This window comes from uncultured Roseibium sp., assembly GCF_947496995.1.
GTDB lineage: Bacteria > Pseudomonadota > Alphaproteobacteria > Rhizobiales > Stappiaceae > Roseibium.
In genome coordinates this window covers 611,651-636,685 of the sequence record NZ_CANMFD010000002.1, presented here as the reverse complement: position 1 = coordinate 636,685, position 25,035 = coordinate 611,651, and the positions used below count along the sequence as shown (strand labels likewise).

At 59.6% G+C, this 25,035-nt stretch carries 26 protein-coding genes; 7 read left to right on the top strand and 19 right to left on the bottom strand.

The features are described from left to right. The first annotated feature begins 9 nt into the window (after positions 1 to 9). Positions 10 to 510 carry a DUF302 domain-containing protein gene (locus Q1B40_RS11465; RefSeq protein WP_299814091.1) on the top strand — a complete coding sequence of 167 codons (501 nt, stop codon included), beginning with the start codon at positions 10 to 12 and terminating at the stop codon, positions 508 to 510. A 35-nt stretch (positions 511 to 545) separates the two neighbouring features. On the opposite strand, the gene Q1B40_RS11460 is transcribed toward Q1B40_RS11465, so the two are convergent. Beyond that, positions 546 to 1,427, bottom strand: coding sequence for an NAD(P)-dependent oxidoreductase (locus tag Q1B40_RS11460; RefSeq protein ID WP_299814088.1), 882 nt, complete (start codon positions 1,425 to 1,427; stop codon positions 546 to 548). A 134-nt stretch (positions 1,428 to 1,561) separates the two neighbouring features. Beyond that, the gene (locus Q1B40_RS11455; RefSeq protein WP_299814086.1) at positions 1,562 to 1,729 is read right to left on the bottom strand and encodes a hypothetical protein; all 168 of its coding nucleotides are present in this window, start codon (positions 1,727 to 1,729) and stop codon (positions 1,562 to 1,564) included. 99 nt (positions 1,730 to 1,828) lie between these two features. On the opposite strand from Q1B40_RS11455, the gene Q1B40_RS11450 reads away from it, so the two are divergent. Beyond that, complete coding sequence (locus Q1B40_RS11450) at positions 1,829 to 2,719, top strand: LysR family transcriptional regulator (protein ID WP_299814083.1); 891 nt, start codon at positions 1,829 to 1,831, stop codon at positions 2,717 to 2,719. 7 nt (positions 2,720 to 2,726) lie between these two features. Here Q1B40_RS11450 and Q1B40_RS11445 read toward each other — a convergent pair whose 3' ends face one another. From Q1B40_RS11445 to Q1B40_RS11430, 4 genes are all read right to left on the bottom strand, one after another. Further along, positions 2,727 to 3,893: an aminotransferase class I/II-fold pyridoxal phosphate-dependent enzyme gene (locus Q1B40_RS11445; protein ID WP_299814080.1), complete on the bottom strand. Its 1,167-nt coding sequence runs from the start codon at positions 3,891 to 3,893 to the stop codon at positions 2,727 to 2,729. A 48-nt stretch (positions 3,894 to 3,941) separates the two neighbouring features. Then, positions 3,942 to 4,769, bottom strand: a complete 828-nt coding sequence (locus tag Q1B40_RS11440) for an ABC transporter permease (RefSeq protein WP_299814077.1) — start codon at positions 4,767 to 4,769, stop codon at positions 3,942 to 3,944. Continuing rightward, a complete protein-coding gene (locus Q1B40_RS11435; protein ID WP_299814075.1) occupies positions 4,766 to 5,479 on the bottom strand; it encodes an ABC transporter permease in 714 nt (237 codons plus the stop codon). The genes Q1B40_RS11440 and Q1B40_RS11435 overlap by 4 nt, the downstream gene beginning before the upstream one ends. Before the next feature lie 133 nt (positions 5,480 to 5,612). Further along, a complete protein-coding gene (locus Q1B40_RS11430; RefSeq protein WP_299814072.1) occupies positions 5,613 to 6,389 on the bottom strand; it encodes an ABC transporter substrate-binding protein in 777 nt (258 codons plus the stop codon). Positions 6,390 to 6,892: 503 nt separating this feature from the next. On the opposite strand from Q1B40_RS11430, the gene Q1B40_RS11425 reads away from it, so the two are divergent. After that, positions 6,893 to 7,540 carry a glutathione S-transferase family protein gene (locus Q1B40_RS11425; RefSeq protein ID WP_299814069.1) on the top strand — a complete coding sequence of 216 codons (648 nt, stop codon included), beginning with the start codon at positions 6,893 to 6,895 and terminating at the stop codon, positions 7,538 to 7,540. Positions 7,541 to 7,577: 37 nt separating this feature from the next. On the opposite strand, the gene glp is transcribed toward Q1B40_RS11425, so the two are convergent. The 7 genes from glp to Q1B40_RS11390 all read right to left on the bottom strand — a co-directional run bounded on the left by glp (position 7,578) and on the right by Q1B40_RS11390 (position 13,982). Next, on the bottom strand, positions 7,578 to 8,855 hold the full coding sequence (gene glp / locus Q1B40_RS11420; RefSeq protein ID WP_299814066.1) for a gephyrin-like molybdotransferase Glp: 1,278 nt from the start codon (positions 8,853 to 8,855) through the stop codon (positions 7,578 to 7,580). After that, the gene (mobB, locus tag Q1B40_RS11415; protein WP_299814914.1) at positions 8,852 to 9,373 is read right to left on the bottom strand and encodes a molybdopterin-guanine dinucleotide biosynthesis protein B; all 522 of its coding nucleotides are present in this window, start codon (positions 9,371 to 9,373) and stop codon (positions 8,852 to 8,854) included. The genes glp and mobB overlap by 4 nt, the downstream gene beginning before the upstream one ends. Positions 9,374 to 9,375: 2 nt before the next feature. Beyond that, entirely contained in the window at positions 9,376 to 10,002 is a 627-nt protein-coding gene (gene mobA / locus Q1B40_RS11410; protein ID WP_299814911.1) for a molybdenum cofactor guanylyltransferase MobA, read from the bottom strand. 415 nt (positions 10,003 to 10,417) lie between these two features. Continuing rightward, entirely contained in the window at positions 10,418 to 11,587 is a 1,170-nt protein-coding gene (locus Q1B40_RS11405) for a benzoate/H(+) symporter BenE family transporter (RefSeq protein ID WP_299814063.1), read from the bottom strand. 148 nt (positions 11,588 to 11,735) lie between these two features. Then, a complete protein-coding gene (locus Q1B40_RS11400) occupies positions 11,736 to 12,194 on the bottom strand; it encodes a BLUF domain-containing protein (protein WP_299814060.1) in 459 nt (152 codons plus the stop codon). Between the two features lie 457 nt (positions 12,195 to 12,651). Further along, positions 12,652 to 13,242, bottom strand: coding sequence for a GNAT family protein (locus Q1B40_RS11395; protein WP_299814057.1), 591 nt, complete (start codon positions 13,240 to 13,242; stop codon positions 12,652 to 12,654). Between the two features lie 59 nt (positions 13,243 to 13,301). Continuing rightward, positions 13,302 to 13,982 (bottom strand): SDR family NAD(P)-dependent oxidoreductase, encoded by a 681-nt coding sequence (locus Q1B40_RS11390; RefSeq protein WP_299814054.1) that lies wholly within the window; start codon positions 13,980 to 13,982, stop codon positions 13,302 to 13,304. Between the two features lie 273 nt (positions 13,983 to 14,255). Between Q1B40_RS11390 and Q1B40_RS11385 the strand changes: the two genes are divergently transcribed. Beyond that, a complete protein-coding gene (locus Q1B40_RS11385; protein ID WP_299814051.1) occupies positions 14,256 to 15,416 on the top strand; it encodes an Mrp/NBP35 family ATP-binding protein in 1,161 nt (386 codons plus the stop codon). A 366-nt stretch (positions 15,417 to 15,782) separates the two neighbouring features. After that, complete coding sequence (locus Q1B40_RS11380; RefSeq protein WP_299814048.1) at positions 15,783 to 17,021, top strand: multidrug effflux MFS transporter; 1,239 nt, start codon at positions 15,783 to 15,785, stop codon at positions 17,019 to 17,021. A 49-nt stretch (positions 17,022 to 17,070) separates the two neighbouring features. Here Q1B40_RS11380 and moaA read toward each other — a convergent pair whose 3' ends face one another. After that, positions 17,071 to 18,060 (bottom strand): GTP 3',8-cyclase MoaA, encoded by a 990-nt coding sequence (gene moaA / locus Q1B40_RS11375; protein ID WP_299814908.1) that lies wholly within the window; start codon positions 18,058 to 18,060, stop codon positions 17,071 to 17,073. 294 nt (positions 18,061 to 18,354) lie between these two features. On the opposite strand from moaA, the gene Q1B40_RS11370 reads away from it, so the two are divergent. Together Q1B40_RS11370 and Q1B40_RS11365 are read left to right on the top strand one after the other, a co-directional pair. After that, a complete protein-coding gene (locus Q1B40_RS11370; RefSeq protein WP_299814045.1) occupies positions 18,355 to 19,791 on the top strand; it encodes a deoxyribodipyrimidine photo-lyase in 1,437 nt (478 codons plus the stop codon). A gap of 117 nt (positions 19,792 to 19,908) precedes the next feature. Beyond that, positions 19,909 to 20,277, top strand: a complete 369-nt coding sequence (locus tag Q1B40_RS11365) for a DUF971 domain-containing protein (protein ID WP_299814042.1) — start codon at positions 19,909 to 19,911, stop codon at positions 20,275 to 20,277. 79 nt (positions 20,278 to 20,356) lie between these two features. On the opposite strand, the gene Q1B40_RS11360 is transcribed toward Q1B40_RS11365, so the two are convergent. The 5 genes from Q1B40_RS11360 to Q1B40_RS11340 form a co-directional block, all read right to left on the bottom strand. Then, positions 20,357 to 20,950, bottom strand: a complete 594-nt coding sequence (locus tag Q1B40_RS11360) for a L,D-transpeptidase (protein WP_299814039.1) — start codon at positions 20,948 to 20,950, stop codon at positions 20,357 to 20,359. Between the two features lie 371 nt (positions 20,951 to 21,321). After that, entirely contained in the window at positions 21,322 to 22,959 is a 1,638-nt protein-coding gene (locus Q1B40_RS11355) for a fumarate hydratase (RefSeq protein ID WP_299814036.1), read from the bottom strand. Positions 22,960 to 23,143: 184 nt separating this feature from the next. Next, a complete protein-coding gene (locus Q1B40_RS11350; RefSeq protein WP_299814033.1) occupies positions 23,144 to 23,701 on the bottom strand; it encodes a YceI family protein in 558 nt (185 codons plus the stop codon). A 24-nt stretch (positions 23,702 to 23,725) separates the two neighbouring features. Continuing rightward, positions 23,726 to 24,310 carry a cytochrome b gene (locus Q1B40_RS11345; RefSeq protein WP_299814030.1) on the bottom strand — a complete coding sequence of 195 codons (585 nt, stop codon included), beginning with the start codon at positions 24,308 to 24,310 and terminating at the stop codon, positions 23,726 to 23,728. Between the two features lie 73 nt (positions 24,311 to 24,383). Next, positions 24,384 to 24,968, bottom strand: coding sequence for a YceI family protein (locus Q1B40_RS11340; protein WP_299814027.1), 585 nt, complete (start codon positions 24,966 to 24,968; stop codon positions 24,384 to 24,386). Between the last annotated feature and the right edge of the window lie 67 nt (positions 24,969 to 25,035).

Sequence of the window (25,035 nt, the reverse complement as noted above, 5' to 3'; positions counted from 1 at the left end):
GGACATCGTATGTTGGAAAAATTCGGAAAGATCGCTCAGGCACTGCTTCTGGGCACCGCTTTGATGACAGGCGCGACATCTGTCTCAACGGCCCAGGGCGTTCCGGAAGGGGTGACCGCGTATGAAATCGAAGGTGCCTTCGACGATATCCGCTTCGATCTGGAAAACGCCATCGTCAACCGCGGTCTGGTGATCGATTACGTCTCGCATATCGGCGACATGCTGGCCCGGACCGGGGAAGATGTCGGCGGCAAGAAGGAGATCTTCTCCAACGCCCAGGCCATGCTGTTCTGCTCGGCCAATCTGTCGAGAAAGGCCATGGAAGCGGACGCGGCGAATATCGCCTATTGCCCCTACACCGTGTTTGTTTATGAAACCCCGGAGACTGCAGGCAAGGTCACGGTCGGTTTCCGCCAGCTTTCACCTACCGGGTCAGAGGAATCCAGGGCCGCCATTGCCGATGTCAATGCGCTGCTCGATGAGATCGCCAGGGAAGCTTCCGGGCAGTAAGGAGCGGCATTGAACGGGCAAGGCGGCCGGCAGGATTATTTCTTGTCGGCGTTTTCCAGCCGGGCGATCAGGCTGGAAGTATCCCAGCGCTCGCCGCCCATCGCCTGAACCTCGGCATAGAACTGGTCGACCAGGGCCGTGACCGGCAGGCGGGCACCGGTATCATTTGCCGTTTTCAGGCAGATACCGAGGTCCTTGCGCATCCAGTCGACGGCAAAACCGTAGTCGAATTTGCCGTCGTTCATCGTTTCCCAGCGGTTTTCCATCTGCCAGGATTGTGCCGCGCCGCCGCGGATCGCCGAAATCACCCGCTCGACATCCAGATCCGCTTTCTTGGCGAAGTGAATGGCTTCGGAAAGCCCCTGAAGAACACCCGCGATGCAGATCTGGTTGACCATCTTGGTCAATTGTCCCGCGCCGCACTCGCCCATCAGTCCGGCAAACTTGGCAAAGCTTTCGATGATCGGCTTGGCTTTTTCGAAAACATCCTGGTCGCCGCCGCACATGACGGTCAGCGCGCCGTTCTCCGCACCTGCCTGTCCGCCGGAAACCGGGGCATCGATGAAGCTGCAGCCCTTGTCCTTGGCGGCTGCATAGAGCTCCCGCGCGACTTCTGCGGATGCTGTGGTGTTGTCGATGAAAACGGCACCCTGCTTGAGGCCGTGAAAGGCACCGTCCGCACCGGTGGTCACAGTGCGCAGATCGTCGTCATTGCCCACACAGGAGAAAACGAAGTCGCAGCCTTCCGCGGCTTCCCTGGGTGTTTTTGCAAAGCTGCCGCCGAACTCTTTGGCCCATTTTTCAGCCTTGGCGGTGGTGCGGTTATAGACAGTAACGTCATGGCCTCCCTTGTTTTTCAGGTGGCCGGCCATCGGATATCCCATGACTCCCAAACCGATGAATGCAACCTTTGCCATCGAGACGCTCCCTTTTCAGAAAAAGACCCGGTGAACACCGGGCCGTTGAATGAGTTGTTCGTCTGGAGTTCTAGGATATTTGTTGCAGTCTGTCAGCCTGAAGGCTCTGTGAGCCAGAAATCAGTCAGTCTGGCTCAGTTCTTCGGGGCGGGACGCCGGACGAGCCGGCGCAGCCAGCCGAAAAAGGCGCCGTTCCTCTTGGCAGCGACGGCATCGAAGCAGCGCTGGGTGAACGGGTCGGGACGGGTACTTGCGGAAAAGCGGGTTGCTTCCTGAAAGCTGCGTGCATAGATATTCAACATAGCCTTACATTCCTTTCCGGTGTGTGTGATAAGAATGTGGCTGTATCCCGGCTTCAAATCCAGTCAGGAAGATTTTCAACATGTAAGGTGAAGTTACATATGGATTGGCGCTCTCTTCCCTCGCTCAACAGTCTGAAAACCTTTGCCGCCGTCGCGGAGACGAAAAGTCTCTCTGCCGCGGGGCGTGAGCTGAATGTCACGCATGCAGCCATCAGTCAGCAGGTGAAGAGCCTTGAGAACTTTCTCGGGCTGCAGCTTGTCGTGCGGGAAGGGCGCGGCATTGTCCTGTCGCCGGAAGGAGAACAGCTTTTCGAGGGGCTGAGCCGCGGGTTCGAGGCGATCCTGGAAACTCTGGACGAACTCTTGCGGGAGGACATTGCTCGTCCGCTGAACATCACCGTGACGCCGTCCTTCGCCGTCAGCTGGCTGATGCCGCGTATCAACGATTTCCGCCTCAAGCATCCGGATATCGAACTCATGCTCAACCCGACCGCTGAAGTGGTCGAGTTGAAACCCGGCGGTGTCGATCTTGCGATCCGCTTCGGCAAGGGAGACTGGCCGGGCTTTGAGTCCGAGCTCTTCATCTGCACCAACTTCGCCGTTGTCGGCGCAAGCTGCCTGATCGGCGACAAGCGCATCGAGAAGCCGGAGGACATCCTCGAGTTTCCATGGCTTTCCGAATACGGCACGAACGAACTGACGATCTGGATGGAGCGTCAGGGCGTGGTTCCGACCGGCAAACTCAACATCACCCACCTTCCGGGATACATGGTGCTCGAAGGGGTGCGCAGAGGTGAAGGCATTTCAGCAACGGCGAAAATGTTTCTCGAAGCCGATATCGCCACCGGCAATCTCAAGGTCCTGTTCGAAGAGGGCGTCTATCCGGGAACCGGCTACCATCTGGTGACACGCCCTGGTGTCAAACGCCCACCCCTGAAGGCTTTCATGAGCTGGTTGCGAACCTTGCGACCGGATCTGACGGACTGCTGACAGGCCTTCAGATCACAGACAGCGCCTGGTCGAAGTCCGCGATCAGATCGTCGATATGCTCGATCCCGATGGAAAGCCGCAGCAGATTTTTCGGAATGCCGGAGCTTTCTCCCTCGATCGTGTAGCGGTGTTCCACAAGGCTCTCCGTGCCCCCGAGCGAAGTCGCCCGCTGGAAGAGGTCGAGCGCTCCCGCGACCTTCAGGGCCTCCTCACTGCCGCCTTTGAACTGGACCGAAAGCAGCGATCCGAATCCGCCGGTCATCATCGATCTGGCAAGTTCGTGCTGCGGATGGCTGGCAAGTCCTGGATAAAGGACGGTCTCGACTTTCGGATGCTCGTGCAGAAATTCCGCCAGCTTGCGGGTGTTGGCGTTCATGCGTTCCACGCGCAGTGACAATGTCCTGAGACCGCGCAGTAGCAGCCAGGCCTCGAAGGACCCGAGGACAGCACCCGCCAGCTTGCGTTCTTCACGAACGAATGCCCAGGCCTCGCTGTCCGCATCGGCGGTGGTCACGACCCCGCCGAGAAGATCGGAATGGCCGTTGAGAGCCTTGGTGGCCGAATGCATCACCAGATCCGCGCCAAACCTCAGCGGCTTCAGGATCAGCGGCGTCGCTGCGGTGGCATCAACGCATGAAATCGCGCCCATTTCCTTGCAGCGCGTTGCAATGTTGCGGATATCGGCGACTTCCAGAAACGGATTGCTGGGTACCTCCAGCCAGACGAGATCCGGCTTTGTCACCGAAATTTCGTCAAGGAATACCTGAAGATCGCCAGCGTCCGCCTCGACCAGGGCGACGTTACCGCGCGCGCAGAGCTTGCGCAGGAACAGCGTGGTGCCCCAATAGATTCCGGACTGGACAAGCAGCGTGCCGCCGGGTTTGACGGTCCGGGCAATCGCGGCAATCGCTGCCATGCCGGAGGCGAACAGGCGGCTTTCGGCACCGCCCTCAAGCGTGGCAATCAGGCCTTCGGTCTTGAGGAAAAGGTCGTTGTCGTCGCGGCTGTAGAGGTGGCCGGGATTGCGCAGTTCGTAGGCTTCGTCGCGCACGAATGTCGTCGCCGTGGGGATCGGCGGCACGACGGCGCCGGTCGCCCGATCATAACCGCCGCCGCCATGGGCAAGCAGACTGTCTACATGAAGACCGGGCGTGGACGAGGATGTCTTGGACATGACGGATGATCCGTTTGTAAGGAGAAGAAGGCCGAAAACGGCGAAAGACTAACGCTTCAGGTGACGGGTAAGACGCAGCTCTATCCTGTCCCATACGCGGCGGAGAACCTCCACGATGACGAGATACAACACCGCGGCCCAGATATAGGCCTGAAAGTCATAGGATCTGGAATAGGCCCGCCTGGTTTCGCCCATAAGGTCGTAGATCGTGACGATGGAGGCAATGGCGGAGCCCTTGATCATCAGGATGATTTCATTGCCGTAAGGCCTGAGCGCCACCATCATCGCCTGCGGCAGGATCACCTTGAAGAACGTGACCGGCCTGGACAGCCCGAGCGCTTCCGCGCCTTCCCACTGACCCTTCGGCACATTCTGGATTGCGCCGCGCAGGATTTCCGCCTGATAGGCGGACGTGTTGAGCGCAAAGGCGAAAATCACGCAGTACCAGGCTTCCCGGAAAAAACTCCACAGACCAACGGCTTCCAGTTCCTCTCGGAACGAGCCCGCGCCGTAATAGATCAGGAACGTTTGCGCCAAAAGCGGTGTGCCGCGGAAGAAGTAGACGTAACCGTAGGCGGGGGCGGAAAAGATGATCCACCTGGAAGACCGGGCAGCCGCGATGGGAAGACTGAGCAGAGCTCCGATCAGCAGTGAAAGACTGACGATCTGCAGCGTCACCAGAAAACCGTCGATGTAGTTCGGCCAGTACTTCAGGACAAACGGGCTGGCGACGTTGGAACCAAGATAATAGACCAGCGACGCCCCGGATACGATCCACAGCGCCATCAGAACGTGGCCGAGTATCCGGGCGTTGGTCCAGCGGCGCGGCGGGGCCGGGGGGCGTTTGAGTTCGGCTGCAGGATTGGCTGCAATCATCGTGCGGCTTCTCCTCGTTTGGTCCAGCGTTCGACCCGGGAAAGACCCGCGGAGGAGATCATTGCCAGCACCAGGTAGACCAGGCAGGCAATCCCGAAGAACAGGAAAGGCTCCTTTGTCACGCGTGCGGCAATTCCCGCTTCGCGCACCAGATCGGCCAGGCCGATGACGGAGACGAGGGATGTTTCCTTGACCAGGATCAGCCAGAGGTTCCCGAGGGCGGGCAGGGCAAGGCGGATCAGCTGCGGCAGAATAATGAATCTCATCGTCTTGAAACGCGACATGCCGAGCGCTTTCCCGCCTTCGTACTGGCCGTCAGGGATGCCACGGAAAGCGGACAGGAAAGCTTCGGAGGCATAGGACGAAAAGACAAACGCCAGGGCGACCATGCCCGCGACAAAGGAGTTCACCTCGACGTAGGTTTCGACGCCGATCATGGTCAGGCCGTATTGAATGCCGATCTGAACCCCGAAATACACCAGAAAGAGTGTCAGGAGTTCCGGCAGGCCCCGGAAGATTGTGGTGTAGATATTGGCGGCGAGCCTGAGACTGGGCTCTGACGAATTCTTTGCAAGTGCGATCACAAAGCCAAGGAACAGGCCGAATGGCAGCGTTGCGATTGCCAGAGACACGGTCACCAGAATGCCGAATGCAATGGTGTCGCCCCAGCCGCCTTCGCCAAAGGACAGCAGCGTCAAAGCTTCATTCATAAGCCGGCGCTTCTTTCTTGCTTATCGTTGTTGGTTCAACCGCCCCATCGGCCGAACTGCGGAAGGCTTTCTTGCAGCCAGGGCACGGCGCGATTTGCGCGCCGTGCCCGAGAGTTGAAAAACAGCGGGCTGATCAGCCGCCGTAGACGTCGAACGTGAAGTACTTGTCGTTGATTTCCTTGTACTTGCCGTTCGCCAGGATGCCTTCGATCGCCGTGTTGAACATCTCCTTGAGGTCGCCGTCGTCCTTGCGGATGGCGATACCTGCACCTTCACCGTTGATGACCGGATCCGGGGTGAGCGTGCCAAGCAGCTTGCAGCAGGCGCCGTCATCGGTCGCCAGCCAGTCGGAGAGCACCACGACGTCGTCGATCACACCATCGATACGACCGCTGGCAACGTCCAGCTTGTACTCGTCAGGCGTCGGATAAAGCTTCAGCTCCGCGGACGGCAGCTTCTCTTCGGCATAGTTGGAGTGGGTCGTGGAGGACTGGGCGCCAAGGGTAATGCCTTTGAGGTCGGCATCGGACGTGCCGGCGATCTTGGAGTCCTTCGGCACGGCGATTGCCGGCGGGGTGTTGTAGTATTTGTTGGTGAAGTCGACCTTCTGCTTGCGCTCTTCGGTGATCGACATGGACGCGATCACGGCGTCGAACTTGCCGGCCTGAAGAGCCGGGATCATGCCGTCCCAATCCTGGGTGACGAATTCGCACTCGACCTTCATCTCTTCACACAGCGCCTTGGCGATGTCGATGTCGAAGCCGATCAGTTCGCCATCTGCAGTGAGAGAGTTGAACGGAGGGTAGGCGCCTTCGGTGCCGATGCGCACCTTGGACCAGTCTTTCGCCTCGGCGCCGCTAACGACAGCCAGAACTGCAACAGCGGCAGCAGCCATACGCAATACACGCATATTTGGTTCCCCTAATTACTTTTCTTCGCGGCGCAGGCGGGTTTCTCCCGCCTTGTAGCCCGATTGTCCTATTCCATACACTTCAGCCTGAATTTCAAGCATGCCTGATAAAAAAACACAGCGTAGATGTGTATTTCTCGCGCGTTACACGTGCGTATCGAAAGGGAAGGCATCGACAGGCTGTGTTAATCCGCTGCCATGGGCGGGCAGCCGGTGTCTGCGAATGAAGCGGTTCCGCAGTGGCGCGATGCCCGGCACGCAGAAGCTGATTTTGTGAGTACGGCGCGGTTTTTGAGACACCTGACTGTTTTTACAGGCAGAAACCATCTGAAGATTCCAGTGGAATCGATGCCGGTGCAGACGCATTCATCAAGATTTTTCTTGATATTCATGACGTTATTGAATTTGTAGCTGTCCGTAGAACTCCGTAGGATTGCTATCGGCACGGGAATCCGTTCCACCGGAACGAGGGCGCGCCGGATTTCCTTTAACAGGGGCTTGAAATGGCAGCATTTGAACTGTTCATCGGAAACAAGAACTACTCTTCGTGGTCGTTCAGACCGTGGATCGCGCTGAAACAGAAGGGGATTCCATTCCGGGAACACCTGGTGCCCTTCGACTTTGCGCGCGGCAACCCCAAGTTCGCGGCCTTTTCGCCGAACATGAAGGTTCCGGTTTTGAAGGACGGCGATCTGACCGTCTGGGACAGCCTGGCAATTCTTGAATATGCATCCGAGATCTATCCCGAAAAGGGCTTGTGGCCGGAAGAATTGACGTCCCGGGCCAAGGCAAAGGCTGTTTCGGCGGAAATGCATTCCGGGTTTGTTGCCCTGCGCAGCGCCTGTCCCATGAACATGCGTCGTCCGGCCGAGGAGGTCGAGGTCAACGATGGCGTCAAGGCGGATGTTGCACGCATCGTGCAAATCTGGGGCGAATGCCTGGAAGAGTCGGGCGGGCCTTTCCTGTTCGGCGATTTCACCATTGCCGATGCGATGTTCGCCCCGGTTGTCAGCCGCTTCACAACCTATCGTCTTTCAGATGATCCCGTCTTCCATCGCTACAGCGAAACGATGACATCCACGCCGGCATGGCAGGCCTGGGAAGAGGACGCCCTGAAGGAACCCTGGGTGGTGGATGTGGACGAGGTCTGATTGCCGCAGGTGGACTGCTGCTTGAACGCGTCCCGCTCTAGCGAATGCCGAAACCGGAAAAGGGCAGGAAAGTCACCGGATCGCCCCTGGCGACGCTCCGGGTCTCTTCGGGAATTTCGATCAGGCCATCCGCCTCGCGCAATCCCGTGATCAGACCCGATCCGTCGCGCCCGAATTTCCGGACGACGGGCCGCCCGTTGCCGTCGTTCTGCAGATAGCCCCGGTAGAACTCGCGCCTGTCCGGCTTCTTGTTCGTGACTTCGAAGTCCGCCGGGACCTGAAAACGCTGCGGTTCGAGGAAGGCACCGCCTGCCATCACGCTGATGACTGGCCGGGCGTAAAGCAGGAAACTGACCATGGCCGCAACCGGATTTCCGGGAAGCCCCAGAAACGTGCAGGCGCCGATCTTGCCGAACATCATGGGCCGGCCGGGCTTGACCGCAAGCTGCCACATGTGCCGTTTTCCTAGCCGGTCCAGGGCCTTGTGGATATGATCTTCTTCACCTCGGCTTGCACCGCCGGTGGTCAGGACGACATCGAACCGATCTGACGCTTCTCTCAGCGCGGTTCCGACGAGAGAAGCCTCGTCCCTGATGATCCCCAGATCCTCGGCTTCGACAGGAAGTCCGGCGCACAGGCCCTGCAACAGAAAATGATTTGCATCGTAAACATCTCCGAGAGAAATCAGGTCTCCCGGACGGCGCAACTCGTCGCCGGTAGACACCAGACCCACCCTGAGCTTTCCGAAGACGCTGATATCGGCCAGGCCGGTGGAAGCCACGGCCGCCAGATCCTGCGGACGCAGCCGGTGACCGGCTTCCAGGATGGTAGTTCCTGCCGCGATATCTTCACCTGCCTTGCGGCAGTTGGCGCCTTTCCTCAACCCCTGCGGCACGACCACGAACTCCTGACCGTCCTGCCGGTGCGGCTCGCAATCCTCCTGCATGGCGACGGTGTCGGCGCCCGGTGGCATGACCGCTCCGGTGAAAATCCGCGCAGCGGACCACGGCGCCATTCGGGCATCGCTGGCATGACCGGCGGCGATCCTTTGCTGCAGCCGGAAAAATCCGCCGGCTTCGTCGAAATCGGAATGGCGGAAGGCGTAGCCGTCGACGGCGGAATTGTCGGCTAGCGGGACATCGCGTGGCGCCGTGATGTCTTCGGCGAGAATGCGCTCCAGCGCCTTTGCAAGCGGCAGGCTCTCCGGGACTGTAACGGCTGAAATCCGTTCCTTCAGGATTGCTAGCGCTTCATCATGAAGGAGCATGTCCTTGCTGTGCGCGAAACAGTCGTCGACAAGTCCTTTGCCGGTCATGGGGCGGGTCTTTCCAGTTCAAGACGCGCTTGGATGAAATCCGCGATTTGCCCCACATCGTCGAGATGGAAGACCGGGAGCTTTTCGTCCGGCAGGCCATGATCGGCGGCAATTGCGACGATGTTCGGATCGGAGACCGAAAGCGGCTCCCGGTCACCCGATGCACTGCGCCGGGTCTCGATCTTCGGATGCGCTTCGCGCTTGTAGCCTTCGATCAGGATGAGATCGCACGAGGCGATGCGCGAAAGAATGGCGTCCAGAGGCGGTTCCTCGTCTCCCCTGAGTTCATGCATCAGGGCCCAGCGACGACCTGACACCAGGGCGACTTCATGCGCGCCTGCTTCCCTGTGCCGGTAGCTGTCGGCGCCGGGCCTGTCGATATCGAAATCATGGTGGGCATGCTTGACCGTCGAAACCCTGAAGCCCCGGCGGGTGAATTCCGCCACCAGACGGGTCACAAGCCCGGTCTTGCCGGAATTCTTCCAGCCGGTAATGCCGAAAACGGGTGTGGCGTTCATCGTCACCTGGGGCTCATCGCTTCCTGAACCTTCGCAAGGTCTTCAGGTCGGTTCGCATTGAAAAAGGGGTCCATGCCGGTTGCCGGGTCGGTGCTGAATGAGACTTCCACGCTGTCATGACGGTCGACGAACGCGAGCACCTTGCCGCTCTGGCCGCTCGTCAGCCAGTCGTGCAGATCTTCGTAGAGAGCAACCGGCCACAGGCCGAAAACGGGATGCAGCCGGTCGGAAGATGAGGCGAGAGCGATGACCGGCTCTCGCGAAGGGGTGACCGAACACAGATGCTTCACCAGCGTTACGGGGAAAAACGGCGTATCTCCGGCAACCGACACGACGTGGGTAATGCCCGGTCTGTTCGCTCTGGCATAGGACAGCCCTGCCAGTATTCCGGCGAGAGGTCCGGCAAATTCACCGACAGGATCTGCAACGACCGGCAGACCGAAAGGCGAGAAGCGGCCCGGATCGCCATTGGCGTTCAAGATGATTTCCGGGACCTGCTGCCTGAACCGCTCGACAACCATGTCCAGCATCGTCTTGCCGCCGAGGTCCATCAGGCTCTTGTCGCCGCCGCCCATGCGGCGGGACTGTCCTCCGGCAAGAATACAACCGAGGACCCGGTCCGCACTCAACACCCCGTGCTCCGTCTTCATGCCGCCGATAGTCTCCTTATGCACTTCTTGCCGTCCCGACAGGACATCAGCCTAGGGTGTGGACTCATAAAATTATGCTTTCAGGTCGTTCAGAAAATGATTGGCGCCAAGGCGCAAGATCGCAGGAAACCTTTCTGGTTTTCAAGATTTTGCAACGCCGGAGACAATCGCTTTTTGAACGATCCGAAGGACATCAATCCGGCTGCGAAGCGCCGCGTCAAAGCCTTTGCCCCATGCACCAGCATGGCTCTTCAGGCTTTTCCTTGCTCTACTTTGTCGGATTGATGCCTGAAAGTACAATTTTATGGGTCCGTACCCTAGAGTGATTTGCATTCGAACTGAACCGTTTGATCGCAAATCCTTCCTGCAGGGTCCATTGCCCGAAGGCAAGGCGTCAGGTGTCCGAACGGGCCTTCGTCAGCGCCATGAACGCGCCTCCGGCAAGAAGACCCCAGAAGGCTCCCGAGACACCGAAAAAACTGACGCCGGAGGCAGTGACGGCGAAGGTGATGATCGCGCTGTCCCGTGTTCCTGCCGCTTTTGTGGCCTCTCCGATGGAAAAGGCAAAGGCGCTCAACAGGGCAAGGCCCGCAACCGCCTCGATGAGGATTGAAGGTGTGGCGGCGACAAAGGTCATTACCAGCCCTGCGAAGAGGCCGAACAGGATATAGACCGCTCCTGCCGCCGCAGCCGCCCAGTAGCGCTGGCCGGGGTCCTTGTGCGCGTCGTCTCCGGCGCACATGGCCGCCGTGATCGCGGCCAGATTGACTGCATGTCCGCCAAAGGGAGCGGACAGGAGGCTGAAAACGCCGGACAGGGTGAAAAGCGAACCGCTGTTCGGCTGGTAGCCATAAGCTCTCAGAACCGCGATCCCGGGGATGTTCTGCGACGCCATGGTGACGATGAAGAGCGGCAGGGCGATGCTGATCATCGATTCGATTGAAAACACCGGCGTGATCAGGATCGGTAAACTGATCAATTCGGCCGATGAAAGGTCGATGGGACCGCTGATATAAAGGGCTATCGCGAAGGTCATGATCATTGCCAGCGGCACGGCGTAAAGCCGGGCGAACCGGAAGGCGATGGCCCATGTCGCGATGATCGCAAGGCCGCTCACCGGCAGTTCCGCGACGGCCCGCACCGGGGCGAGACACAGTCCGAACAGGACACCGGCCAGCATGGCGTTGGCAAGCGGCGCCGGGATGGCGGCTACTGCTCTGCCGAACGGGCGGATAAGTCCGGCAAGCACGATCAGCACGGCGCAGACGATAAAGGCGCCAACGGCGGCAGCGAAACCGCCCTCAGGTGCGCCCGCGGACGCCAGAAGAGCAGCTCCCGGCGTGGACCATGCAATGCTGACGGGAATGCGTGTGTAAAGGGAGGCAACGATGGCGCAAAGCCCCATCGATATGGACAGCGCCATCAGCCCGCTGGTCGCTTCCGCCGCATTTGCCCCGGAGGCTGCCAGTCCCTGGATCACGATGGCGAAGGAACTCGCAAAGCCGACGATGGCGGCAAGCAGACCGGCTGACAGAGACTGGATGGCAGGTGGCCGAAATGACATGTGTGCATCCTTTGAAAACGGGCACACAATATCCGCGTTGTCGGCAAACGGAACAGGTATTCAAACCGGGAAATCGGATCAATCGGATCTTTTCCCGCAACTTTATTGTTGCCGGGTCATTCCCGAACCGGCTTGCGTCCGACCCTTGTCAGATCATCAGCATGTCGTTGGTCAGGCGGCCTTCCATCAGTTCCGTGGCGAAATGACCGAACGCCAGATAGGCTTCATCGCGGGTCACGTCGCCGGGATGATCCAGAAGCGGACGCAGCACGGCGTGCTGCGAGGCGGCGATACCGTCGGTCAGGTCGCGGAAGAACATCAGCGAATTCGGAAACAGTCTGAAATCGGCCGGTTCATGAACGATGCCCTCGATCGCGTGAAGACGCGTATCGTTCATGACGCAATAGACCGTGTCGAGCACCTGGCCCGGCCGGCCTTCCAGAACCTGGATGATGTGCTGGTCGACAAGCAGGAGAGCGCCGGTGACCCCGGCCTTCCGGTTGATGCGGCGGATGCGCAACAGCGTCTTGTCGATCTCGTCAGGCAGGGGCAAACGCATCTTGTCCCATCTGATCTTGCTTCGGTAGCAGGCGCGGTAGAGTTCCATGGCGTGTCCATCCTTGAGCCGATGTATCCAGCCTGCGCGCCAATCCCTCACATTTGCTTAAAATTAAAATCAATTTGGAAGCATTTCCCTCAAAGGTACACGGATGCTTCTTGAATCTTGGAAAACCTGTGCTTTATCGTCCTGCTTTCAGCAAAATAAACCTGTGCAAAACTACGAATACTCTTTGCAGGCCCAGGAACCCGCTTAGCGGGTTTCAGACTGCTGACAAACCCTCAATTCGTCATTCCCGACAAGTGAGACGTCAGTCGAGCGCCGATCTGGAATCCAGACATATTCTGCGCCGTAGGCGCGCCTTGGATTTATAATTCCAATCACTTATTTGGGTGTGGTGCTCGCTCTCGCTCGCTCATACGCGCTGGATTCCAGATCTGCGCGCAGCGTTGCCGCACTTGTCTGGAAGGACGAGGCCGAGGGTTTTTCAGCAGTCTGGCCCCCCTTAGCGGGTTTCTACCAGCCTGAAATCCAGCCCGGCTTTCACGGCCGGCCATTCGTGCGGGAGAATCGAATATACGGCGGTATCCCTCAGCGCCCCGTCGGCGGTGCGCTGATGCGAGCGCAGCACTCCGTCGAGTTTCGCCCCCAGCCGTTCGATTGCCGCGCGGCTCTGACGGTTCATGAAATGCGTGCGGAATTCGACCGCAATGCAATCGAGGCCTTCAAAGGCATGGGCCAGCAGCATGCGTTTGCATTCGGTGTTCAGGCGCGTGCGCTGAACCGCCTTGCGGTACCAGGTGGAACCGATCTCCACGCGTTTATGCACCGGGTCGATGTTCATGTAGGTCGTCATGCCGACGGCCTTGCCGTTCGGGGTCAGCACCGCGAAGGGGAGCATGGAGCCCTTTTCCTGAAGATCGAGACGGCGGTCGATTTCCGCCGGAACCGCGCTCGGTTTGGGAATGGATGTGTACCAGGTCTTCCACAGATCGTCCTCTGCAGCGGCTTCCGCCAGATCGGGGCCGTGCTCCCTGGAGAGCGGCGCGAGGGTCGCATAGGTTCCGGTCAGGGTGACGGGAAGAGGCCAGCTCATGAGGTTTCTCCAACGGTAATCATCTCGACTGGATATGCTTACATCAAATGCAAAAGGCTTTAGAAGGGGCGCTCTTCACCCGTCCACTTGAAGAATTTGCCCGTGCCGGAAAGGCTCAGGGTTTCGGCAATCTTCATCACGCCGGCAGCGACGTCGGCCGGAGCCGTGTCTGCGGACGGACCGCCCATGTCGGTCTGCACCCAGCCCGGGTCGATCAGCGCTACAGGTATGTCTTCCGGTTCAAGCACGGTGGCAAGTCCCTGCATGACCTTGTTCACCGCCGCTTTCGAGGCCCGATAGGCAAGAGTGTCGGGCTTGCGGTAGCCCATCCAGGCCATCTGGCTCGATATTGTCAGGATTTTGCCTGCATCGGACAATCTCAGATGGGGAAGAAAGGCCTGTGACACCGCAAGCGGCGCAAGCGTGTTGACGGCAAGCGTTTCGGCAAACCCGTCAAAATCCATGTCGGTCGGGGTCTGGCGCGACGGCCCGATCACCCCGGCATTGTTGATCAGCAGATCCAGACTTCCGGTCAGTTCGGCTGCCGCCGACGCGACGGCTTTGTGGTCCCTGACATCGAAGATCAGCGGCGTGTAGCCCGCGCCGAGTTTGCCGGCCGCCTCCCGGGCCGCCTCTGAGGAGCGGACGGACCCGAACACCGTCCAGCCGCTTTTAAGCGCCGCGCGCGCCAGCTCAAATCCGATCCCGCGGTTTGTTGCGGTGATAAGGCATGTGGGCATGCGGATGTCCTTGTCAGGGAAAATTCCCGGCGCCGCCGGAGGATGGGCTTGGTGTATAAAAGTAACCGGCGAAAAGCGGCGCGCAAGACAAACATTGTCCCTGTATCAATCCGTGACAATGTGATTGAAATGGCGGCCTGTCCGAACCGGGCGGCAGAAACGCGTTCGCCTGCTGCCTTTTGACAGATCGTATGAATGGCTATGACGGTATATGCCGGGAAACCGGATCAGGGGGCTTGTCCGCGCAAGCCGGTGAATTCAACGGGATGAAATATGAGCGACAGCATAAAAACCGCAGTCCTTGAACGCCTCGCACAGATCAAGGGACCCGATCTCGAGGGCGATATCGTTTCCCTGGGCCTGGTTTCGGATGTGTTCGTTTCCGATGGCCGCGTGGCGTTTTCCATAACCGTCCCGGCGGAACGGGCGCATGAACTGGAACCTTTGCGGCAGGCGGCGGAAAAAGTCGTCAAAGAAGTCGATGGCGTGGAAAACGCGATGGTGGCGTTGACCGCGGAACGGGCTCCCGGAAAGACTTCTGGAAACGCCTCTGCTCCCGCTCAGACACCGGCTCCGCGTCCCGCGCGGCCTCAACCGGCCCGGGAGGAAAAAGCCCCGGCCAAACCCGGTGTTCCGGGGATACGCCATATCATCGCCGTCGCCTCGGGCAAGGGTGGCGTGGGCAAATCGACAACCACCGCGAATCTCGCGCTGGCAATGGCGGCAAACGGCCAGACGGTCGGTGTACTGGACGCCGACATCTACGGTCCGTCCGTCCCGCGTCTGTTCAAGGTGTCGGGCCGTCCCGAACAGGTCTCCGGCAGACTGATGAAGCCGCTGGAAAACTACGGCGTCAAGGTCATGTCCATGGGCTTCCTCGTGGAGGAAGAAACGCCGATGATCTGGCGCGGGCCGATGGTCATTTCCGCCCTGACGCAGATGTTGCGGGAAGTCGCCTGGGGAGAACTGGACGTGCTCGTGGTGGATATGCCTCCGGGCACGGGCGATGCCCAGCTGACCATGGCCCAGCAGGTTCCGCTTGCCGGCGCGGTGATCGTTTCGACGCCCCAGGATCTTGCCCTGATAGACGCCCGCAAGGGTCTGAACATGTTCAAGCGTGTCGATGTGCCTGTTCTCGGGATCATCGAGAACATGAGTTATTTTCTCTGCCCGGATTGCCGCGGACGGCATGACATCTTCGGCCATGGCGGCGCGCGCGCGGAAGCCGAAAGGCTCGATGTACCGTTCCTGGGTGAAATCCCGCTGACCATGAAGATCCGCGAAACGTCCGACGCCGGCACGCCTGTCGTCGTTTCCGATCCGCAAAGCGCGGTCGCCGCGGTCTACAGGGATATCGGCGCGAAGGTATACGAGGCGATCGAACAAGCCGCGGCCACGCCGGACCGGGCTGCTCCGCAGATCGTCTTCGATTAAACACAGGGTTGCATCCAGCCTCACGGCAGGTGGAAACAGGGCCGCGCCGGTTTTCACCTGCCGCATGAGTCCCGGTCAAACCCTGTTCTGGGGTGATGTGCAGACGTGTGTCCTGACTGCCTCGAAAACCTGCGTGTTGGAAAAACGCGGCGGCATCACGCTGATTCCGTTACGTGACTTGTCGGGAGCGCCCACTCGCTGTTTCCGAATACGGGAAAGTTGAATTTATTTTTTTCTCGCCTGACCGCATGAGCCATTGAGATAATTACGGTTTTTCACGGCCAGATCACGCAGAGGGCTTATGTTCGCCCGACCACTGGCTGCACTCCGGTGCCTTAAAAATACAAATAAAGGTTCCTTCCGGGCATGAGTACCCGACCGTCCCCGACTGGTGGGGCTGAAGAAAAGCCCTCTCTGGCAACTTTGATTGCAATCACCGCCGTCACCCCTCTGGCCATGCAGATTTATCTGCCGTCGCTCGCGGGGATGATGATCGTATTTTCCGCGACCGCCGGAGAAATACAGCTTTCGATGTCGGCATTTTTTATTGCCGTGGCCATCTCACAGCTGTTCTGGGGCCCCTTGTCCGACCAGTTCGGTCGCAGGCCGATCATCATCATCGGGATGGTCTTGTTCGTGATCGGCAGCGTCCTGTGCCTGCTCGCCCCGACAATCGAGGCACTGATTGCAGCCCGCGTCATACAGGCTGCGGGCAGTTGCGCCGGAATGGTGCTGGGAAGGGCTATCGTCAGGGATATCTACGGCCCCCGGCAGGCCGCCAGCATGATCGGCTTCGTAACCATGGGCATGGCCATCATGCCGACCATCGCGCCTGCCGTCGGCGGTGTCCTTGACCAGTTTTACGGTTGGCAGGGCGGGTTCGTGCTGATGCTGATCTTCGGAGTGGGTGTCCTTGGTGTGAGCATCTTCTCGCTGCCCGAGACCCACAAGGAGCGAACGGCGGTCGGCGCGCGTCAGGTTATACGATCGTACGGGATCATTTTCCGCGAGCCGCTTTACTGGAGCTATGGACTGACGGCGGCCTTCAATGCGCTGACCTATTTCGCCTATCTCGGCGGAGCGCCTTACATAGCCTCCGAACTTCTGTCCCTGAGCGCTGCGGAAATGGGAATATATTTCATGGTCGTGGCCATCGGCTACATGGCCGGGAATTTCCTGTCCGGGAAGTTTGCCGAACGGGTCGGCATCTTTCCGATGGTACTCACCGGCACGATTATAGCCGCGCTTTCAGTTGCGCTTGTTGCCGGGATTACTGCGTTTGGCGCCCTCACGCCGCCGGGCCTTTTCCTGCCGATGTTCCTGCTTGGGCTCGGCAATGGGGTCTGCTTGCCCAGTGCGCTGGCGGGCGCGATCAGCGTCCGTCCGGAACTCACCGGGTCCGCAGCCGGATTGACGGCGTCGCTTCAGGTCGGAACAGGGGCCATCGCCGGGTCGCTCGTTGCGTGGCTGTATGCGCACAGCTTCATGGCGGGGACCGCCTGGGGCATGATCCTGATCATGGCGCTGGGATGCAGCCTCAGTCTGGCTGCTGCCCTGTCCATTCGTGCAATTACTGCCCGCCAGGGCTTCGTGCCGGCGGAATGACAACTGTCGTCGATTTTCAGGAGTGTCAGCGCCCAGCCGATCCGGCCATTCAGCCGCCGGTCACGCTCATGTGGCGCGATACCGCGGGCTGCCGGCCGGTGCGGTCGATGATGAAATCATGACCCTTGGGCTTGCGACCGATGGCTTCGTCGATCGCCGCGTTCAAAAGGTCGTTTCCTTCCGAAGCCCGAAGCGGGTCGCGCAAATCGGCCATATCGTCCTGGCCGAGACACATATAAAGCTGGCCGGTGCAGGTGACGCGCACCCGGTTGCAGCTCTCGCAGAAATTATGGGTCATCGGCGTGATGAAGCCGAGCCGCCCGCCGGTTTCCTCGACCGTGACATAGCGTGCGGGGCCGCCGGTCTTGTAGGGGATGTCCGTCAGCGTGAACGTTTCGGCCAGCCGCGCGCGGACGGTTGACAACGGCAGATACTGGTCGGTCCGGTCGCCGTCGATTTCGCCGAGCGGCATGGTCTCGATAAGGGTGAGATCATGGCCATGATCGTGGCACCATTTCAGCATGGCTACGATTTCATGCTCGTTGACATCCTTGAGCGCGACCATGTTGATCTTGATCTTCAAACCCGCCTCTGTCGCCGCCCGGATCCCGTCCATGACCTTGCCGAGATCGCCCCAGCGGGTGACGGCCTTGAACTTCTGCGGATCGAGCGTATCGACGGAAACGTTGATCCTGCGAACGCCGCAGTCGTAAAGCTCTCCGGCAAAACGGGAAAGCTGCGAGCCGTTGGTGGTGAGGGTCAATTCTTCGAGAGCGCCGCTGTCCAGGTGGCGCCCAAGGCCACGGATCAGGTTCATGATGCCCTTGCGCACCAGCGGTTCTCCGCCGGTCAGGCGCAGCTTGCGCACGCCCTTTTCAATGAAGGCGGTGCACAGCCGGTCCAGCTCTTCAAGGCTCAGGACCTCGCGCTTGGGCAGGAACGTCATGTCCTCCGCCATGCAGTAGACACAGCGGAAATCGCAGCGATCGGTCACGGAGACGCGCAGATAGGTCACGGCACGTCCGAACGGATCGATCATCGGACCGAAGGCGCCGTGTCCGCCGGTTTCCACCGGCCTCGCAATCTCACCGTCCTTCACGTTTTGCTCTCCCTCAAACGCGCCGTTTCATCGATCATATGATGGCGTGGCCGGAAATATCAAATAAATCCGGACCAAGGCTCTCCGGTTCAGCTTACAGGTAAACTTATCGGTTTACCGCTGTCAAATCCGGATGCCTGGAAAGCGCGTGTATCGGGAGATGTTTCCCGAACTTGAATTGATCCGCTCGCTGCCTGCGGCGTATGTCTTTCACAGAACACATAAAGAGGCAGCATGACCACACTTGTCTGGTTCCGGAAGGACCTGCGCACCATCGATAACCCGGCGCTCTTTGAGGCGGCGAAAAAGGGGCCGGTTCTTCCCGTTTTCATACTTGAAGACCCGGATCAGACCGGAGAGGACCACCCGCTCGGCGGCGCCAGCCGCTGGTGGCTGCATCACAGTCTCGCCGCGCTGAAACGGAAATTGCCTGGACTGGTGTTCATGCGCGGCAATGCAAGGCACCTCATTCCGCAACTTGCCAGGCAGGCAGGTGTCGACGCGGTTCACTGGAACCGCTGCTACGAGCCGCATGCGATTGACCGGGACCGGGATATCAAGAGTGCCCTGAAGGACGACGGCTATGACGTGAAAAGCTTCAAGGCGTCGCTGCTTTATGAGCCCTGGGAGCTTGAAACCAAGGCGGGCGGGCCTTTCAAGGTTTATTCCCCCTTCTGGAAAACGGCGCGGCAACGCGAGATCGATCCGCCGCTTCCGGCTCCCGAAAAGATTGAATTCCTGGCGTTCGATGAGGGCGAGACGTTGGACGACTTCGAGCTCCTGCCGCATGCCCCGAACTGGGCTGCCGGCTGGGATGACCTGTGGCAACCGGGGGAGGAAGGTGCTGAAGAGCGGCTGAAATCCTTTCTGAAAGACGGCCTCGACGGTTATGGCGAACTGCGCAACCGCCCCGACAGACCAAAAACATCGCGGCTGTCCCCGCATCTTCATTTTGGGGATATCTCCCCGCGCTCGGTCTGGCACGAAACCCGGCGGCAAATGAACGAAGAGGGCGCGCCCGCGGATGACGGGATGAAGTTTCTCTCCGAACTTGCCTGGCGCGAATTCTCCTATCACCTGCTCTATCATTTCCCGCACCTGCCCAGTGAAAACTGGCGACCCGTCTTCGATGCCTACCCCTGGCGGGAGGCAGGCGACGATCTGAGGCGCTGGCAGGAGGGGCGGACCGGTTATCCGATCGTCGACGCGGGCATGCGTGAGCTCTGGCAGACCGGCTACATGCACAACAGGGTGCGCATGGTCGCGGCGAGTTTTCTCATCAAGCATCTTCGCCTTGACTGGCGCCATGGTGAGGCCTGGTTTCGGGATACGCTGGTGGATGCCGACCTTGCCAGCAATTCCGCAAGCTGGCAGTGGGTAGCAGGCTCAGGCGCGGACGCCGCGCCCTATTTCCGGATCTTCAACCCGATCACCCAGGGACAGAAATTCGACCCGGACGGGATCTATGTCCGTCGTTGGGTTCCCGAACTGGAAAAGCTTGGCAACGCTGATCTCTTTGCGCCGTTTGACGCTTCCCCGGACGCTCTTGAGCGGGCAGGGGTCACGCTCGGCAAGACCTATCCGCATCCGCTTGTAGATCATGCCAGCGCTCGCCAGGCGGCGCTCAAGGGGTATGAGGCCGTGAAGGAGGCGGGACAAAACGCGTCTTGACGGCAGAGGCGGAGCGTGGTGAGGCATTCTGTAGCGTGGTGCGTTTAAGCGGCTTCATGGTTTCAATTCAACGCGACACGTTTCAAGGCGCTCCGCCGGATCACAAAGGACCCGATCATGACCGACAAAACCGCCCCCTGGCCGACGGAACTGCGTGTTTCAGCGGACAGAAAGACGCTCACGGTGGCGTTCGACACCGGTGAGCGGCATGAACTGGCGGCTGAATATCTGCGTGTCTGCTCGCCTTCGGCGGAAGTCCAGGGACACGGTCCTTCGCAGAAGCGGACGGTTCCGGGCAAACGCAATGTCGGGATCATGAAGATCGAGCCGGTGGGCAACTATGCGGTCCGGATCCATTTCGACGACATGCATCACTCGGGAATATTCACCTGGGCCTATCTGCTCGAACTCGGACAGGAGCGCGACAAGCACTGGGGCGGCTACCTTCAGGAACTCGAGGAAAAAGGCCTGAGCCGGGGCAACTGAAATTCTGCCTGAGCGGTTTCGGCAATAAAAAAGCCGGGCTTCGCAGCCCGGCTTTTCTGAAATGTTGGTGTACGCCCGCTCAGCGCTTGACGATGACCCGCGAACCGACCTTGACGTTGTTGTAAAGGTGGATCACGTCTTCATTGGCAAGACGGATGCAGCCGGAAGATACAGCCGATCCGATCGTCCACGGCTCGGTCGTTCCATGGATACGGTAAAGCGTCGAGCCGATATAGAGCGCACGCGCCCCCATCGGGTTGTTCGGACCACCCGGCATATGTGCCGGCAGAATGCGGCCCTTGCGACGTTCGCGCACGCGCATCTGCGGCGGCGGTGTCCAGCCCGGCCACTCAGCCTTGCGCGTAATGTTGTGCGTACCGGCCCACTGGAAACCGTCCTTGCCAACGCCGACGCCGTATTTCATCGCCTTGCCGCCCGGCAGCACGTGATAGAGCCGGCGCTCGGAGGTGTCGATCACGATGGTGCCCGGCTTGTAGGGACCGTCATATTTGACACGCTTGCGCTTGATCGGTGAAGGGCCGCCCGGATGGTATTTCGGGGTAACCCAGGTATTCGTGCTGTGATCGAAAAAGCCGTAACGCGGTGCTGCCTGTGCCGTCAGCGCAAATGCGCCGGCAATCACCGCGACCATAACAAATAAAAGTCTATTCATATTAATCCCCCATAAGCACCGGCCCACGCCTGAATGATGCTGTCTACAGAAGGTGACATTAAAAAATTTACCTTGCCGCACAGTTAATAATCATGGCGCAAAAAGGTCAAAAAAGAAATCTCACGTTGATGTGAGCGCCAGAAAGCAGGCGTGAATGTGCTGTAATTGCAACGATTCTCGCGCGTTAGGCGCGTTTGGTCCGGCAGATCCCGCCCCGGTTGTCGTAACTTGCGATTTTACTGTCTGCCTGAGCGATGTTTGAGAATCAGCCGTAACGTAAAGCAGAGGCCGTAGCCTGTCCGACTGACCCGAGCCGGGCAGGAGTTGCACAGGGTCGCGCGCAACCTCTGCACCGGATGCAATCCTTCGCGTCAGCCCAGGTTCAATTCCTTGAAGAAGTCGTTGCCCTTGTCGTCGATCACGATGAAGGCGGGAAAATCCTCGACCTCGATCTTCCAGATGGCTTCCATGCCGAGTTCCTCGAACTCGACCACTTCCACCTTCTTGATGCAGTCCTGGGCAAGGCGTGCCGCAGGTCCGCCGATGGAGCCGAGGTAGAAACCGCCATGGGCCTGGCAGGCGCGACGGACCTGGGCGGAGCGGTTGCCCTTGGCCAGCATCACCATGGAGCCGCCGGCAGCCTGGAACTGGTCGACGTAGGCGTCCATCCTCCCGGCCGTGGTCGGCCCGAAGGAGCCAGAGGGCATGCCTTCCGGGGTCTTGGCGGGACCGGCATAGTAAATCGGGTGGTTCTTGAAATACTCGGGCAGCGGTTCACCGGCTTCCAGACGATCACGCAGTTTGGAATGCGCCAGATCGCGGGCCACGATCAGCGGCCCGGTCAGCGACAGGCGGGTCTTGATGGGATGTCTGGACAGTTCGCCGAGGATTTCCGACATCGGCCGGGTCAGATCGATCTTGACGACGTTGTCCGACAGGTGGTCGTCGGTGACTTCCGGCAGATATTTTTCCGGATGCATCTCGAGCTGTTCCAGAAACACCCCGTCACGGGTGATCTTGCCGACGGCCTGGCGGTCCGCCGAGCAGGAGACGGCCAGTCCGATCGGCAGCGACGCACCGTGGCGCGGCAGACGGATGACACGCACGTCGTGGCAGAAATACTTGCCGCCGAACTGGGCGCCGACACCCGTTGCCTGTGTGAGCTTGAGGATCTCTTCTTCCATCTCGTGGTCGCGGAACGCATGGCCGAGCTCGGAGCCCTGGGCGGGCAGACCGTCCAGATACCGCGCCGATGCAAGCTTGGCCGTCTTGAGGTTCATTTCCGCGGACGTACCGCCGATGACAATCGCCAGATGATACGGCGGGCAGGCAGCCGTGCCGAGGGTCAGGATCTTTTCTTTCAGAAACTCGATCATGCGGTCATGAGTGAGCAGCGACGGTGTGCCCTGGAACAGGAAGGTCTTGTTGGCCGAGCCGCCACCCTTTGCCATGAACAGGAACTTGTAGGCATCATCGCCGTCCGCATAGAGCTCGATCTGTGCGGGCATGTTGCTGCTCGTGTTCTTTTCCTCGAACATGGAAATCGGAGCGAGCTGGGAATAGCGCAGGTTTTTCTTGAAATAGGCGTCTCTGGAGCCTTCGCCGAGCGCGGCTTCGTCCGTGCCGTCGGTCCAGACCCGGCGCCCCTTCTTGCCCATGATGATCGCGGTGCCGGTGTCCTGACACATCGGCAAGACGCCATGCGAGGCGATATTGGCGTTCTTCAGCAGATCGAAGGCGACAAACTTGTCGTTCTCGGTCGCTTCCGGATCATCGAGGATTTTCCGAAGCTGTTCCAGGTGGCCCGGTCGCAGATAGTGGTTGATGTCCTTGAAGGCTTCTTCCGCCAGCAGGCGCAGGCCTTCTGGCTCCACCATCAGAACCTCTTCGCCGTTGAATTCCGCGGTTTTGACGTAATCCGAGGTGAGCTTCCGGTAAGGCGTCTTGTCCTCGCCCTGCGGGAAGAGGGCGCTGTGATGATAGGCGGGGGGCGTGATTGGAGCGTTCATCGGACGGTTTTCCTGATCTGGCTGCTTCCGGTCTGCCGGGCAGCCGGAGGCGCTGGAACATTGTGTGCCGTTCTCATACGGCAAAAAGGCCCCGCACGCCAAGTGCCCGGGCCTTCGCAGTTCGTCTGATTGTCCTGTGTCCCCAAAGACGGCACCCGGCGGACAATATCTGTGTGGCCCGGTTTTACCGGACCGCCGTCAGATCCAGTGTTACCGTCACGATATCTCCGACCGTGTCTGTGCCGACACCGGCTCCGAGCCTGTAGTCGAGACGATTGACGGTGGCGGTGCCCTTGGCGGTGGCCGTGTCGCCGTCGATGTCCAGGGTGAATTCCAGGTCCACCGGCTGGGCGGCCCCTTTGATCGTCAGCAGGCCGTCCGCGCGGTAGGTGTTGCCTTCGACGTGGCTGACATTTTGCGACGTGAATTCGGCGGTCGGGAAGTCGTCGATGTCGAACCAGTCCTTGCCGGGCAGGGTGCCGTCAAACTGGGGGTTGCCGGTGGAGGCGCTCATCGGTTTGATCTCGGCGGAAATCCTGGCCTGCTCCGGCGCGTCCGGATCGAACTCGATGTCGGCTTCCCAGGTGGCGAAAAAGCCTTTCAGGGTTCCGGTGCCCTGTTTGACCTCAAAGCCCAGCTTGCTCCTGTCCGGATCCACATTCCATGTTTCCGAAAGGGCGGGGCTCGAAAGTGCCGCAGCGGCAACTAACGAGAAGGCGTAAGCGTTTTTTCTTAGAGACATGTGAGTGTTTCCTGAAGTTGGAAATCAATTATCCGTTTTGGCGGGCCCGGTGGAAATCATCCGGGTCAATGTGTCGTCCCGGGAAATGAAATGATGCTTGAGAGCTGCGGCGACATGCACCGTGATGAGCGCGATCAGCAGATAGGCACCGTATTCATGCAGCAGCTTGAAAAAGCTCTCGGCCTGCTCCTGGCTGCCGAGGGCCTCGGGCACATGCAGATGCGGGACCGGAAGCACGTTGAACAGGATTGTCGGAATGCCCCAGGGCGAGGCGGACACCATGAACCAGCCGGTCACCGGAAGAGCGAAGATCAGGGCATAGAGACTGGCGTGACCGAGATGCGCCGCGATCTTCTCAAGAGGCGGCATGCCTGCGGGCAGCCGCGGGGAAGGATTGACCAGCCGCCAGAAGAGACGGAGCACGGCAAGGGTCAGCACGACGAAGCCGATGGACTTGTGGAGCTGAAACAGCTCGAACGTGGCCGGCTCGGTCTGCGGCAACTGACGCATGTACAGCCCGAGCGCGAGCATGCCGATAATCAAAAGGGCCATCGTCCAGTGAAAGGCGATGGCAATCCACCCGTAGCCTGATTTCGAATTGCGCAGCATGTCACGCTCCTTGGAATGCAGGGACCGGACGGGCCGGTCCCTGCCAGCGGCAGATCAGATGGTCGCCTGCCGATCAGTTCGTTGCGTCACTCTTGAGTGATTCCGCGTGAAACGTCACGGTCACTTCGTCGCCGACATAGGGCACATACATGTCCATGCCGTAATCGGAACGCTTCAGGACGGTGGAAACCGCGAAGCCGGCAGCTTCCTTCTTGGCCATCGGATGTTCGCCGATGGCAGTGACGTCGACGATCAGGGTCGCAGGCTTGGTGATGTCCTTGATGGTCAGGTCGCCGGTCACTTCCAGCTGATTGTCTCCGGTCTTTTCAACCTTGGTGCTCTTGAAGGTGGCCTGCGGGTATTTCTCGACATCGAAGAAATCGGCGCTAAGGAAATGGGCGTCGCGATCGGGAAAGAAGGTGTCCAGGCTGGAGACGTCGATCGTGAATTCGATCGAAGAGTTGGCCGGCGTTTCCTTGTCGATCAGCAGAGTGCCGTCCCATTCACCGAAGCGACCTTCGGTGGTGGAGTAGCCGAGATGATTGTAGGAGAAGGCAAGGTTCGCGTGCGACTTGTCGAAGTCGTAGGCGACTGGCTCGGCGGTGGCTGTGCCGGCAAGAAGAGACAGGGCAAGGGCAGTGGCTGCAAAACGGATCATGATCAAACCTCAATAGCGTTGTCCGGAGCGTTCGATCGTGAACGCCGTCACGTCTAGATAGACATAA

Coding starts and splice junctions, on each gene's coding strand:
- Q1B40_RS11465 (WP_299814091.1), top strand. CDS start 10: ATGTTGGAAAAATTCGGAAAGATCGCTCAGGCACTGCTTCTGGGCACC.
- Q1B40_RS11460 (WP_299814088.1), bottom strand. CDS start 1,427: ATGGCAAAGGTTGCATTCATCGGTTTGGGAGTCATGGGATATCCGATG.
- Q1B40_RS11455 (WP_299814086.1), bottom strand. CDS start 1,729: ATGTTGAATATCTATGCACGCAGCTTTCAGGAAGCAACCCGCTTTTCC.
- Q1B40_RS11450 (WP_299814083.1), top strand. CDS start 1,829: ATGGATTGGCGCTCTCTTCCCTCGCTCAACAGTCTGAAAACCTTTGCC.
- Q1B40_RS11445 (WP_299814080.1), bottom strand. CDS start 3,893: ATGTCCAAGACATCCTCGTCCACGCCCGGTCTTCATGTAGACAGTCTG.
- Q1B40_RS11440 (WP_299814077.1), bottom strand. CDS start 4,769: ATGATTGCAGCCAATCCTGCAGCCGAACTCAAACGCCCCCCGGCCCCG.
- Q1B40_RS11435 (WP_299814075.1), bottom strand. CDS start 5,479: ATGAATGAAGCTTTGACGCTGCTGTCCTTTGGCGAAGGCGGCTGGGGC.
- Q1B40_RS11430 (WP_299814072.1), bottom strand. CDS start 6,389: ATGCGTGTATTGCGTATGGCTGCTGCCGCTGTTGCAGTTCTGGCTGTC.
- Q1B40_RS11425 (WP_299814069.1), top strand. CDS start 6,893: ATGGCAGCATTTGAACTGTTCATCGGAAACAAGAACTACTCTTCGTGG.
- glp (WP_299814066.1), bottom strand. CDS start 8,855: ATGACCGGCAAAGGACTTGTCGACGACTGTTTCGCGCACAGCAAGGAC.
- mobB (WP_299814914.1), bottom strand. CDS start 9,373: ATGAACGCCACACCCGTTTTCGGCATTACCGGCTGGAAGAATTCCGGC.
- Q1B40_RS11405 (WP_299814063.1), bottom strand. CDS start 11,587: ATGTCATTTCGGCCACCTGCCATCCAGTCTCTGTCAGCCGGTCTGCTT.
- Q1B40_RS11400 (WP_299814060.1), bottom strand. CDS start 12,194: ATGGAACTCTACCGCGCCTGCTACCGAAGCAAGATCAGATGGGACAAG.
- Q1B40_RS11395 (WP_299814057.1), bottom strand. CDS start 13,242: ATGAGCTGGCCTCTTCCCGTCACCCTGACCGGAACCTATGCGACCCTC.
- Q1B40_RS11390 (WP_299814054.1), bottom strand. CDS start 13,982: ATGCCCACATGCCTTATCACCGCAACAAACCGCGGGATCGGATTTGAG.
- Q1B40_RS11385 (WP_299814051.1), top strand. CDS start 14,256: ATGAGCGACAGCATAAAAACCGCAGTCCTTGAACGCCTCGCACAGATC.
- Q1B40_RS11380 (WP_299814048.1), top strand. CDS start 15,783: ATGAGTACCCGACCGTCCCCGACTGGTGGGGCTGAAGAAAAGCCCTCT.
- moaA (WP_299814908.1), bottom strand. CDS start 18,060: ATGATCGATCCGTTCGGACGTGCCGTGACCTATCTGCGCGTCTCCGTG.
- Q1B40_RS11370 (WP_299814045.1), top strand. CDS start 18,355: ATGACCACACTTGTCTGGTTCCGGAAGGACCTGCGCACCATCGATAAC.
- Q1B40_RS11365 (WP_299814042.1), top strand. CDS start 19,909: ATGACCGACAAAACCGCCCCCTGGCCGACGGAACTGCGTGTTTCAGCG.
- Q1B40_RS11360 (WP_299814039.1), bottom strand. CDS start 20,950: ATGAATAGACTTTTATTTGTTATGGTCGCGGTGATTGCCGGCGCATTT.
- Q1B40_RS11355 (WP_299814036.1), bottom strand. CDS start 22,959: ATGAACGCTCCAATCACGCCCCCCGCCTATCATCACAGCGCCCTCTTC.
- Q1B40_RS11350 (WP_299814033.1), bottom strand. CDS start 23,701: ATGTCTCTAAGAAAAAACGCTTACGCCTTCTCGTTAGTTGCCGCTGCG.
- Q1B40_RS11345 (WP_299814030.1), bottom strand. CDS start 24,310: ATGCTGCGCAATTCGAAATCAGGCTACGGGTGGATTGCCATCGCCTTT.
- Q1B40_RS11340 (WP_299814027.1), bottom strand. CDS start 24,968: ATGATCCGTTTTGCAGCCACTGCCCTTGCCCTGTCTCTTCTTGCCGGC.